This window comes from Halorubrum sp. Atlit-8R (assembly GCF_003666025.1).
Classification (GTDB): Archaea; Halobacteriota; Halobacteria; order Halobacteriales; family Haloferacaceae; genus Halorubrum; species Halorubrum salinarum.
Genome location: NZ_QPLV01000004.1, coordinates 214454 through 226249 on the forward strand (window position 1 = coordinate 214454; position 11796 = coordinate 226249).

Annotated in this window: 11 protein-coding genes and 1 tRNA gene; 9 read left to right on the forward strand and 3 right to left on the reverse strand. The window is 70.0% G+C overall.

Going from position 1 to position 11796, the window contains the following annotated elements; translation table 11 throughout:
* The first annotated feature begins 43 nt into the window (after positions 1-43).
* Positions 44-883: a proline dehydrogenase family protein gene (locus tag DVK05_RS12045; RefSeq protein WP_121563578.1), complete on the forward strand. Its 840-nt coding sequence runs from the start codon at positions 44-46 to the stop codon at positions 881-883.
* 81 nt (positions 884-964) lie between these two features.
* Complete coding sequence (locus DVK05_RS12050; protein ID WP_121563580.1) at positions 965-1678, forward strand: DUF502 domain-containing protein; 714 nt, start codon at positions 965-967, stop codon at positions 1676-1678.
* A 74-nt stretch (positions 1679-1752) separates the two neighbouring features.
* On the opposite strand, the gene DVK05_RS12055 is transcribed toward DVK05_RS12050, so the two are convergent.
* The gene (locus DVK05_RS12055; protein WP_121563582.1) at positions 1753-2682 is read right to left on the reverse strand and encodes a branched-chain amino acid transaminase; all 930 of its coding nucleotides are present in this window, start codon (positions 2680-2682) and stop codon (positions 1753-1755) included.
* 112 nt (positions 2683-2794) lie between these two features.
* Here DVK05_RS12055 and DVK05_RS12060 point away from each other — a divergent pair, with 112 nt between their 5' ends.
* A complete protein-coding gene (locus DVK05_RS12060) occupies positions 2795-3310 on the forward strand; it encodes a hypothetical protein (RefSeq protein ID WP_121563584.1) in 516 nt (171 codons plus the stop codon).
* Positions 3311-3709: 399 nt separating this feature from the next.
* On the opposite strand, the gene ribB is transcribed toward DVK05_RS12060, so the two are convergent.
* Positions 3710-4438: a 3,4-dihydroxy-2-butanone-4-phosphate synthase gene (gene ribB / locus DVK05_RS12065; RefSeq protein ID WP_121563586.1), complete on the reverse strand. Its 729-nt coding sequence runs from the start codon at positions 4436-4438 to the stop codon at positions 3710-3712.
* A complete protein-coding gene (locus DVK05_RS12070; protein WP_121563797.1) occupies positions 4438-5196 on the reverse strand; it encodes a DUF120 domain-containing protein in 759 nt (252 codons plus the stop codon). The genes ribB and DVK05_RS12070 overlap by 1 nt, the downstream gene beginning before the upstream one ends.
* 258 nt (positions 5197-5454) lie before the next feature.
* Between DVK05_RS12070 and DVK05_RS12075 the strand changes: the two genes are divergently transcribed.
* The 6 genes from DVK05_RS12075 (at position 5455) to DVK05_RS12095 (ending at position 11650) form a co-directional block, all read left to right on the forward strand.
* Positions 5455-5526, forward strand: a tRNA-Ala gene (locus DVK05_RS12075).
* 222 nt (positions 5527-5748) lie between these two features.
* The gene (locus DVK05_RS17715) at positions 5749-5877 is read left to right on the forward strand and encodes a hypothetical protein (protein WP_255409714.1); all 129 of its coding nucleotides are present in this window, start codon (positions 5749-5751) and stop codon (positions 5875-5877) included.
* Between the two features lie 74 nt (positions 5878-5951).
* Positions 5952-6593: a MaoC family dehydratase gene (locus DVK05_RS12080; protein ID WP_121563588.1), complete on the forward strand. Its 642-nt coding sequence runs from the start codon at positions 5952-5954 to the stop codon at positions 6591-6593.
* Positions 6590-8104, forward strand: coding sequence for an acetyl-CoA hydrolase/transferase C-terminal domain-containing protein (locus DVK05_RS12085; protein ID WP_121563591.1), 1515 nt, complete (start codon positions 6590-6592; stop codon positions 8102-8104). Before DVK05_RS12080 ends, DVK05_RS12085 begins: the two co-directional genes overlap by 4 nt.
* A gap of 154 nt (positions 8105-8258) precedes the next feature.
* Positions 8259-9329, forward strand: a complete 1071-nt coding sequence (locus tag DVK05_RS12090; protein WP_233559373.1) for a TAXI family TRAP transporter solute-binding subunit — start codon at positions 8259-8261, stop codon at positions 9327-9329.
* A 53-nt stretch (positions 9330-9382) separates the two neighbouring features.
* Complete coding sequence (locus DVK05_RS12095) at positions 9383-11650, forward strand: TRAP transporter fused permease subunit (protein WP_121563594.1); 2268 nt, start codon at positions 9383-9385, stop codon at positions 11648-11650.
* Positions 11651-11796 lie beyond the last annotated feature (146 nt).

Consider the following 11796-nt stretch of genomic DNA (forward strand, 5'->3'; position numbering starts at 1 on the left):
CGGGTCGGCAAAGGTAAAGTTCGCCCCGACCGGAACTGTTCGTATGATTCCCCCCATCGCCAGTCGGTTCGTCGCCGGCGAGAGCGTCCCGTCCGCCCTCGACCACGCTCGGGCGGCGAACGAGGACGGCGTCGCGGTCATCCTGAACCTGCTCGGCGAGCACTACGACGACCCCGCGGACGCCCGCGCGGACGCCGACGCCTACCTCCAGCTCCTCGACGACATCGCCGACAGCGGCCTCGACGCCTGCGTCTCGGTGAAGCCCTCCCAGATCGGAATGGACGTGTCGGCGGACCTGTTCGAGGAGCACTACCGCGAGATCGTCGCCCGCGCCGACGAGCTCGGCGCGTTCGTCTGGTGCGACATGGAGGACGCCGACACCACCGACGCCACCCTCGACGCCTTCGAGTCCATCGCGGCCGACTATCCGTGGAGCGTCGGCCAGTGCATCCAGTCGAACCTCAAGCGGACCGCCGACGACCTTGACCGCCTCGTCGACGTCCCCGGCAAGATCCGGCTCGTGAAGGGGGCCTACGACGAGCCGTCGTCGATCGCGTACACCGACAAGGCGCGCGTCGACGAGGCGTACCGCGACGACCTCCGGTTCCTCTTCGAGCGCCGCGACCGCGGGATCGCGGTCGGGAGCCACGACCCCGAGATGATCTCGCTCGCCGACCGGCTCTCGCGCGAGGGCGGCGCCGACTACGAGGTCCAGATGCTGATGGGCGTCCGCGAGGACGCCCAGCGCGACCTCGCCGCGCAGGGGGTCGACGTGTACCAGTACGCCCCGTACGGCGGCAAGTGGCTCTCGTACTTCTACCGCCGCGTCCGCGAGCGCAAGGAGAACCTGACGTTCGCGGTGCGGGCGGTGTTGGGCGGGTAGGCGAGGCGACCGCCGGCCGGCCTCGGGCCGCCGCCGCGTGGAAGCCCTCTTAAGGATTGCCGACACATACCGATCCGATAGATGTCCACGTGGAAACGCGACTTCGCCAGCGGGCTCATCGTGCTGGCGCCGCTCCTCGTCCTCCTCTTGGTCCTCCGCTGGATCTACCAGTACATCGCGTCGATCCCGCTGATCGAGGGGCTCCAGCCCGAGGTCATCCCCGCGCCCTTAGAGCCCGTCTCGCGCGTCGTCATCGCGTTCGCGGTGTTCGCGACCGTCGTCCTCGCGGTCGGGTACTTCATGCGGACCACGCTCGGGCGCCTGGCGGAGTCGGCCGTGGACGACGCGATAAACCGGATCCCGGCGCTGCGGGTGGTGTACAACGCCTCGAAGCTCGCGATCGAGACGGCGATCTCCGGCACGGACGAGCTCCAGAGCCCGGTGTACATCGAGACGTGGCCGGGGATCCGGATGACGGCCTTCCGGACGGGCAAGAAGACCCGCGACGGCAAGATCGTCTTGTTCATGCCGACCGCGCCGAACATCACCACCGGGTTCGTCATCGAGGTCGAGCCGGAGCGGATCGAGGAGACCGGCGAGACGGTCGAGGAGGGGATGACGCGCGTCCTCTCGGCCGGGTTCGCGGAGTCGGCCCACCAGGTGCCCGTCCACGAGGAGGCCCCCGCGGAGGGGGACGGGGCGGACGCTCCCGGCGGCTACGGGCACGTCCGGACCGACGGCACCCCGAGCGACGGGGAGGGGTCGGCGGCCGACGGCGGCAGTTCCGGCGAGTAGAGGGTCTGAGTTCCGGCGAGTAGACGGTCTACGTTCCGGTGAGTAACCGCTCTATCGAGACGGGGTCGCGCGGGCTACAGGTACGTGAACCACTCGTCGTGGTCGTCCGTCCGGCGCTCGACCAGGTCGAAGAAGGCGCTCTGGAGCTCCTCGGTCACCGGCCCGCGGGTGCCCGCGCCGATCTCCGTGTCGTCGACCGAGCGGATCGGGGTGACCTCCGCGGCGGACCCCGTGAAGAACAGCTCGTCGGCGGTGTACAGCTGCCCCCGCGAGATGACGGCCTCGTCGTGGACCTCGTAGCCGCGCTCCTCGGCGAGGGTGATCACGGTGTCGCGGGTGATCCCTTCGAGGATGGACTGGGCGGGCCCGGTGGTGTATATCTCGCCGTCGTTCACCATGAAGACGTTCTCGCCGGGCCCCTCCGCGACGTTGCCCTCCTTGTTGAGGACGATGGCCTCGACGTAGCCGTTCCGGCGCGCCTCCTCGCCCGCCAGCATGGAGTTGACGTAGAGACCGGTCGTCTTCACGTTCGTCGGCACCTGCGAGGACGCGTGTTTCCGCCACGAGGAGACCATCACGTCGACGCCGTCCTCGAGCGCCTCCTCGCCGAGGTAGGCGCCCCACGGCCACGCCGCGAGGACGAGGTCGGTCGGGCAGTCCTTCGGCGAGACGCCGAGCGAGTCGTAGCCGTAGTAGGCGATCGGCCGGATGTAACAGGACTCCAGGTCCTGCCGGTCGAGCAGTTCGAGGGTCGCCTCGGTTATCTCCTCGCGGGAGTGCTCGATGTCCATGTCGTACATCTTCGCGGAGTCGAACAGCCGGTCGAGGTGTTCGTCCCACCGGAAGATGGCCGGCCCCCGCTCGGTGTCGTAACAGCGGACGCCCTCGAACACGCCGCTCCCGTAGTGGAGCGCGTGCGTCAGAACGTGGGTCGTCGCGTCCTCCCAGTCGAGGAACTCCCCGTTCTTCCAGATCGTGTCGACGTCCATCTCGTCGAATCCCATGGTTCGTCGTTGCGGTCGGCGGGCTTAAAACTGTGACAACCGGCCTGGGACTGCCGGAACGGTCGCCGTGCGCCCCCGAAGGCCCATTACCCGTCGCGCCCGGAATATCGGCATGGCCGGGTCCCGCGCGGCCGTCCGCGACGCCCTCCGCTCCCGGCGCCAGCACCTCCTCCCGCTCCTCGCGGCCGGCTACGTCCTCGGCGTCGCCGGACTCCTCGCGCTCGACCCGTGGCCCGTGGTCGTCAAGGCGCTGTTCGTCGCCGCGCTGCCGGCGCTCGCGTACGTCGTAGCCGCGGCCGTCGTCGCGCTCGCGCCCGACCGCGTCCCGACGCCGTCGCGGTCGCGGGCCGCCACGACCGCCGCGCTCGCCGGGGTCACCGCCGTCGGCCTCGTCGTCGCTCTCGCCGACGTGTCGTCGATCGCCGTCGTCATGATCCCGACAGCCGCGGTGCTCGCGTGGCCGCTAGTGGGGGGCACGTACCTCGGGATCTGGTTCGGGTGGTCCGGCGCATCGCCGCTGATCGTCGTCGCGTCGTTCGCCCTCGGCGCGGCCGGAACGGCGGTCTGGCAGTACTGGCTCGTCGGGTGGGTGTCCAGGCGGGTCGCGGCGATCCGGGCGGGTCGTTGACCGGCGTGGTGCCGTTCGGAGCGTTCGCGTCGACGGATCTCGTGTCCGTAATCGCTACTGGAAGCGACGGCGATAGACACCTCCGAAGCCCCAGTCGCTCTCTTATAAGTGGTCGTGAGCAGATCCGTGACGAACGCCGCCGAAGCCCCAGCCGCGAGGCCCGCGCACGCTCGCTGTGCTCCTCGTCACTCGCTTCGCTCGTTCCTGCGGTGCTTGCGTCGCCTGCGCGGGCCTCGCGACTGCCCCTTCGAGTCCCGCCCCGCACAGCAACCGCACCTCACGCCTCCCCAGCCTCGTCGCTGGCGCCGGTGGCGCCAGCGACTCCCTCGCGCGTGCTGACTCGCGGCCGCCGAGGGCGGCCGCTCGCAGGCACGCGCCACCGCGAAGCGTGAGAAGGAGTTACTTCAGCGCCTCGACGAGCGCCGCGCCCTCGACGTAGGGGATGTCGCGGCGGGCCGCATAGGCGGCGGCGTCCGCGGGCGCGAGCGCGTCGCCGGTCTCGTCGTCGAGCATCTCGCAGACCACGGCGGCGGGCGCGGCGCCGACGGCCTCGGCCATCGCGAGGCCGAGTTCGGTGTGGCCGGTCCGGCCGTCGAGGCCGTCGCGGTCGCCGCGCAGCACGTGGACGTGGCCGGGCGCGCGGAACTCGGCGGCGAACTCCTCGGGCCCGTAGCCGGTCGGGTCGTCGCGGACCCGCGCGGCCGCGTTCGCCACCTCGACGATGGTCTTCGCGCGGTCGGCGTCCGTGATCCCGGTGAACGTCTCGCGGTGGTTCACGGGGAGCGAGAACGAGGAGCGGTCGTCGTAGTCGGGGTCGTCGTCGACCGCGGGGTGGTCGAGCGCGTCCGCGAGGAACGGCAGGTCGAACGCGTCGCCGACCGCGTCGCTGACGGCCACGCAGATCAGGCCGCCGGCGTCGTTGCGCATGTGCGCGACGGCGGCCTCGTCGACCGCGCCCGCGGGGTAGACGATGTCCGTCTCCCCCTCGCGGTCCGCGAAGTCGTGGACGCAGACCGGGTCGCCGGCGCGGAAGGCGTCGAGCGCGCGCTCGACCGGGTCCGTCCCCTCGGCGGTCTCGCCGGCGTCGGCCCCCGCCGCGTCCGGATCGGCGTCGACGTCGGCGCGCATCAGGCGACCTCCGTCTCGACCGCGGCCGACCCGGGCTCGTCGGCGCGGCTCGCGGGTTCGACGCGGACCTCCACGCTGTCGCCGTCTTCGAGGTCGAGCGCGTCGCGCAGCCGGTCCGGCGCGATCAGTTCGAGCTGGTCGTCGTCGTGGTGGGTCCGGTCGGGGACGATGGCGTGGACCGCCTCGTAGCGCTCGCCGTCCGCGACGAGGGTGACGCCGTAGCAGGTGGCCGCGCCGTAGGTGCGGTCCTCGCCCTCCCACGCCTCGATCGGGACGGCGTCGATGCCCGCCATCTCGCCGCGTCGGCGGACGCTCTCCTCCGTGAGGTTCACGTTGAGCGTCCCCGGGAACGGGTCGTAGCCGAGCCGCTCGCGGAACTGCTCGGCGTAGCCCGGCAGCGTGATGTAGTGGCGTCCCTCGCCCATCCCGCCGGTGACCGCGCCGCGGAGCGAGAGCTCGACGTCCGACTCGAACAGCCGGCGGTAGTCGGCGTACTCCGCGCGGAGCGCGGCCTCGCCCGCGTCCGTCACGCGGACCCACTGCCCGTCGCTGACCACGTCGCGCTCGACGTAGCCCGCGGATTCGAGCGTCTGGAGGCGCCGGGAAGCGGTCTGCGTGGAGGCGTCGAGCCGGTCGCCCAGCGCCGCGCACGACACCTTCGTCTCGGAGAGGCCGCCGACCAGCCCGACGTGTTTGAGGGCCGCGAGCGCGGCCGGGTCCACGTCGGCCGCCGCGTCGGTCGCCGTCGCGTCTGACATACCGAACGCTCGGTCGTCCGCGGCCAAAAGGGTAACGAATGTGGGATGCGTCTCAAAAACGTTATTCGACTGCCGGCGGCGAGAATCCGCGTCGTGTCAGCGAATTCGCGCTCGCGGTACCTAATCCCGTCGGTGCCGGCCGGGTTCGCGGGTGTCGGGTACACCGGCCGAACCCGTTCGGTCGACGAGTGGGAGCCTCTCGCGTACCGGTCGGCGAAAGGTAAGGTACAAATACGAACGGCGATTGCTTCGTCGTGAGGGCTCGTAGATCAGTGGCAGATCGCTTCCTTCGCAAGGAAGAGGCCCGGGGTTCAAATCCCCGCGAGTCCATGTTTTTGCGCCGCGAGCAACGTCGCGAGCGGCGCATATCTTAATGAGCGGGGATTTGAACCCTACCAGTCGCGCGCAGCGAGCGACGCGAGCGAGCACGTCTGGTTCTGGTTCAGAATCCCCGCGAGTCCACTCCTGCGCTCACTTCGTTCGCTCGTTAGGCCCGCGAGTCCGCTTCGTCCGTTGGAAGCGATTAAATACTCTCGGCGAATCCGTCGGCGTATGGGCGTCTCCGAGATACTCGAGGGCACGAACCTCACGCACCGTCAGATGGGGGCCATCATGGTCGGGTGGATCCTGCTCGTCTCGCTGGTCGCCGTCGGACTGCTGCTGTACACGTCCTCGCTGTAGCGTTCAGCGCGACCGATCCGGCGGACGGGGCCGCGAGCGCAATCCTCTTTTAGCCGTTCGTTGTCGGGAGCGGTATGGTACGAGACAGCGACGCACACGACGGCGCGGACGACCGGAGATCGGCGACCGGCGAGGGCGCGGCGACCGACGGGACCCCGGCTACCGACGGGGGTGCCGACCGCCGGCTCGTCGGCGGCTGGGAGGGCCGGTACTACGAGGACTTCGAGGTCGGGGACGTGTACAAACACCCCTACGGGCGGACGGTGACCGAGACGGACAACGTCTGGTTCACCAACCTCTCGATGAACCTCAACCCGATGCACTTCAACGAGGCGTACGCCGCCGAGACGGAGTTCGGCGAGCGCCTCGTCGACGGGACCTTCGTCATCGCGCTGGCGGTCGGGATGAGCGTCATCGACGTGTCGGCGAACGCGACCGCGAACCTCGGGTACGACGAGATCCGCCACCACGCGCCGGTCTTCCACGGCGACACGCTGTTCGCCGAGTCCGAGGTGATAGAGAAGCGCGAGTCCTCCTCGCGCGACCACGTCGGCATCGTCACCACGGAGCTGCGGACGTACAACCAGGACGACGAGCTGGTGCTCTCCTTGGAGCGCACGCCGATGGTGCTCAAGCGGTCGCACGCGCAGCCGAGCGCGGCGCAGCCGACGGGGTGGCCGGAGGGGATCGGCACCCAGCCGGAGGACTTAGAGTGACGCCCGCGCCCTCCGGTCCCGCGGCGCCGACCCTCGACGACCCGGTCCCGGCGACGCGGCTCGGCGGCGACCTCCCGTTCGCCGCCCCCGAGGAGGCGGCCGCCTTAGTCCCCGAGACCGCGACGCTGCTCGTCTCCGGCTTCGGCGGCGTCGGCTACCCGAAGCTGGTCCCCGAGGCCGTCGCCGCGGCCGACGGCGAGCGCGAGCTGACCGTGATATCCGGCGGCGGCGTCGGCGACGAGATCGACCGCGACCTCGTCGAGTCCGGCGACATGGCCCGGCGCTACCCGTTCGTCCCGAACGAGACCTCCCGCGAGGCGGCCAACGAGGGCCGGCTCGCCTTCCACGACCGCCACATCTCGCGGCTCGCCGACGAGGTGCGGTTCGGCGGCCTCCGCGCGGGGATGCGCGGCGAGACGATAGCGGTCGTCGAGGCGGTCGCGGTCGGGCCCGACTGGCTCGTCCCCTCCACCTCCATCGGTCACACGCCCGCGTACGTGGGTGCGGCCGACCGCCTTATCGTCGAGGTGAACCGGGCGCAACCGATCGACCTGGCCCGCGTCCACGACGTCCACGTCCGCGACGACCCGCCGAACCGGGCGCCGATCCCGCTCGACGACCCCCTCGGCGAGACCGGCGGCCCGGCGGTCGGGTTCGACCCCGAGAAGCTCGCCGCGGTCGTGGAGACGGACCGCCCGGACGACCCCTACGAGTTCCGAGACGTCTCCGCCACCGACGAGGCCATCGCGGCGAACCTCGGCGGGTTCTTGGAGGCCGAACTCGACCGCAACCCCCTGCTCGCCGACGCCGTGAACCTCCAGTTCGGCGTCGGTAGCCTCGGGAACGCGCTGATGGGCGCGCTCGCGGACGTGGACTTCGGCGACCGCGACGTGGCGTACGTGGGCGAGGTGGTTCAGGACGGCCTCCTCGACATGCTCGACGCGGGCGACCTCCGCGGCGCGAGCGCCACCTCGCTCGCGCTGTCGAGCGAGGGGCAAGAGCGGCTGTTCGCGGACGTCGAGCGCTACGCGGAGGACGTGGTGTTGCGCCCGGCGGACGTGTCGAACGCGCCGGAGCTCATCGACCGGTTCGGCGTCGTCGGCGTCAACAGCGCCGTCGAGGTCGACCTGTACGGCAACGTCAACGCCACCCACATCGGCGGCACCCGCGTCGTCAACGGCATCGGCGGCGGCGGCGACTTCGCCCGCAACTGCCGGCTCGGCGTCGTCGCGCTCCCCGCCACGGCGGTCGGCGGCGACGTCTCGCGGGTCGTCCCGCTGACGCCGCACGCCGACCACACCGAGCACGACGCGAGCGTGGTCGTCACCGAGCACGGCGTCGCCGACCTCCGCGGCCTGTCGCCCCGCGAGCGCGCCGCAGAGCTGATCGCGGTGGCCGACCCCTCCTTCCGCGAGGACCTGGAAGCGTACCGCGCGCGAGCGGCCGAGGACGGGGGCAACACGCCGCATCACCTTCCATCAGCGTTCTCGTGGGGGTCGACCGACTCGTAACCGCGCGAGATCCGTTTTTCCAACGCGTAAGCAGTGAAAAAACCCGGACTGTTACTCGGACCGTAGTTTCGTTTTCCGGTCGATCCCCTCGCTTTCCGTCAATTCTCGGGCGCGACGATACCCTTTTAGCGGTCCACGATGTTGGCGGAACTACATGGTAGATAGTGACAAGACGACTCGACGCGACGTTGTGAAGGGCGCGGCCGCGATGGGCGCCGTCGGACTCGCCGGCTGTTCCGGCGGCGGCGACGGCGGCGACGGCGGTGACGGCGGCGACGGCGGCGGCGACGTGACGGTCACCATCGGCGGGACGTCCACCGGCAGCTCGACGCAGGCGGCGGGCCAGGCGCTCGCCCGCGCCGCCTCCCAGCACAGCGACTTCCTGAACATCTCCGTTCAGGAGACGCAGGGCTGGACGGCGAACCTGTACGCCTACGACAACGGCGACATCCCGGCGATGGGCGTCGACAACAACTCGCTGGCGAAGGCGCTCAACGAGGAGGGGCCGTTCGCGGAGGACCCCGTCGACACCCTGCCGAACCAGGGCTTCCTGTTCACCTCGCTGCAGATCCACTGGGTCGGCCTCAACGACAGCGTTGAGTCCGTCGCCGACCTCCGCGAGGGCGGCTACACGATCTACCCGATCCAGCCCGGCTTCGGGACGCGACTGCTCACCGAGGAGATCCTCAAGGAGGCCGGCATGTGGGAGCCGAACGAGATCCTCAACCTCGACACGGGCGACATTCCCGGCGCCGTCGAGGAGGGCCGCGTCGACGCGCTCTGTCTGTACGGCGCGAACGGCGTCGCCCTCTCTGGCTGGTGTCAGAACGTCGACGTCCGCTCCGGCGGCGGCCTGAACCTGCTGGAGGTCGACGACGAGTTCCGCTCGGTCATCGAGGAGCACCCCGGCGCGATCCTCGAGGAGGTCGAGCCGTACGGGTACGAGCAGGACGTCACCGCCTACACCGACACGATGACGACCTGGTCGCTCGCCGGCCAGTGGGCGTTCAGCCCCGACATCCCGGCCCGCGCGACCGAGGAGATCTGCCGGCTCGCCATCGAGCACGAGGAGACGCTCCGCGAGTCCGACCCGACGACGCTGGAGTACTCGCCCGAAGCGATGACCCAGACCGTGATCCCGGAGATCGACATCCACGCCGGCGTGGCGAACTTCTTCGAGGAGAACGACGTCTGGGAGGACTCCTGGAGCCGCGGCGACGAGTAGTCCCGACGACGCGCGCACAACCACCCTGACCACCCCCTTTCACCCTTTGACGGATGGCCACCAACCCCGACACACCACCCGACCCGACCGATCCGCCGACTGACCCCGACGTAGCGGAGGACAGCCTGCTCGCCGACGAGGAGTCGCTCGACCTCGCGGACGGCGACCGCGGCAGGAGACAGCTCTGGCTGTACCTCCTCTCGCTGCCGCTCTGGGTGGCCGTCGTCTTCGGCCCCACCGTCGTCGCGCCCGCGCTGCTGGGCACCGAGATTGACGGGTCGACGACGATGGTCGGCATCGCCGGCGTCGGCGGCGTCGCGGTCGTGGCCGCGGCGATCCTCTGGCTCGGCTCCGGCATCGAAGAGCGGCTCCGCATGGCGCTCATCTGCTACTCGATCCCGTTCTGGATGATCGTCATGTGGTACTCGTACACCCAGCAGATGCCCCGCGGGCAGTACGCGGTCGCGTTCCTCGGCGGTATCCTCGGGCTGTACGTCCTCTCGGAGCTCGACGAGCCGCTGATCGAGGGCAACTGGATCGAGACGGCGCTGCTCGTCGTCTCCGGGCTGATAACCCTGGGAACGAGCGGCTACCTCTTCCTGAACTACCAGCAGGTCGCGATCGACACGGTCGGGCGCGCGACGGAGGCGCAGATCATGCTGGCGTTCGCGTTCACGCTCGCGATGATCTACCTGACCTGGCGCTCGTTCGGGATCACCTTCCTCGCGGTCGTGCTGATCGGCATCGGCTACGGGCTGGCGGGCCCGCAGATGCCCGGCGCCCTGAGCCACGGCGGCCTGAGCCCCTCGCGCATCCTCCGGATCCTCGTGGTGAGCGTCGACGGCTTCTTCGGCTTCCTCACCCGGTTGGTGGCCGCGTGGATCGCGTTGTTCCTGCTGTACGCCGGCCTGCTGAAGGCGTACGGCGCGTTCGACCTCATCCTGCGGCTGGCGGTCCGCTCGGCGAAGTACGTCGACTCAGGGATCGCCCAGACGGCCGTCATCGCGAGCGCGGTCATCGGCTCCGTCAACGGGAGTCAGACCGCAAACGCCGGGATGACCGGCTCGTTCACCATCCCGCTGATGAAGGAGAACGGGATCAAACCGGAGACCGCCGGCGGCATCGAGGCGGTCGCGTCGACGGCCGGCCAGGTGCTCCCGCCCGTGATGGGCGCGGGGGCGTTCATCATGGCGTCGCTCATCACCGGCGTCACCTACGTCGACGTCATCATCGCGGGGCTGATCCCCGCCGCCGTCCTCGTGGTCTCCATCGCGATGGCCGTCCACTACGTGGCGGCCCCGCAGATCGACGACCCCGAGATGGACGGCCTCATCGGCGATCAGATGGACCGCCGGACGGTGCTCTTGGAGTCCGTGAAGTACGGCGTGCCGCTCGTCATCCTGATCTACGTGCTGGGCGTGCTCCAGTACACGGTGATGACCGCGGCGCTGTACACCGCGCTGTCGATGATCGCCTTCGGGATCGGCGTCCCGCAGATCCAGGCGGCCCTCGACGGCGAGAGCAACCGCGAGGCGTTCGTCGAGACGCTCGAACAGACGATCGACGGCTTCCGCGAGGGGGTCATCGTCGTCGCGCCGGTGACGATCATCCTCGCGGCGATCAACGGCGTCGTCGACATCCTGATGGCGACGGGCGTCCCGACCGCCATCTCGCTCACGCTGCTCGACCTGTCGGGCGGCATCGCCATCGTCGCGTTCATGCTGGCGATGATCATCTGTATCATCCTCGGCCTCGGCATGCCGACGACCGCCGCGTACACGGTCGTGGCGCTGCTCGTCGCGCCGACGCTGATCAACCAGTTCGCGGTGCCCGAGTTCGCGGGCCACTTCTTCGTGTTCTACGCCGCCATCCTGGCGGGGCTGACGCCGCCCATCGCCACCTGCGTCGCGGTCACCTGCGGCATCTCCGGCGGCGGCTTCTGGGGGAGCTGTAAGGAGGCGCTGCGCATCTCCGCGCCGCTTTTCGTCCTCCCGTTCGCCTTCGCCTACCACCCCGAACTCGTCTCCGGGAGCTTCAACTACGCCTCGCTGTCCGCGGGCGTGCTCGCGATGCTCGGCTCGCTCGCGATCATCCACGGGATCAACTACCAGTTCGTGTTCGGCCGCGGGCAGACGTACGGGCTGCGGATCGCCTTCTTCGTCGCCGGCGTGTTGGCGATGGTCCACCCGATGCAGATGGTCCAGTTCGGCGCCCTGGCGGCCGTCCTCGCGCTGTACGGGCTCCAGACGGTCATCGGCCGCCCGAACCCGCTGGGGACCCTGCGCGGCGCGGCGGGCATGATCTCCGGCCGGAAGCGATAGAGGACCCGATTCGTCGGGGCTTTTTTAGCTGACTCGGTGACAACGACGCCGTCCGCTCCGTATTTGTAAATAGTAGAGAAGGGACCGACGGTGAACACCGCCAAAGCCCCAGTCGCGAGGCCGGCGCACGCTCGCTGCGCTCCTCA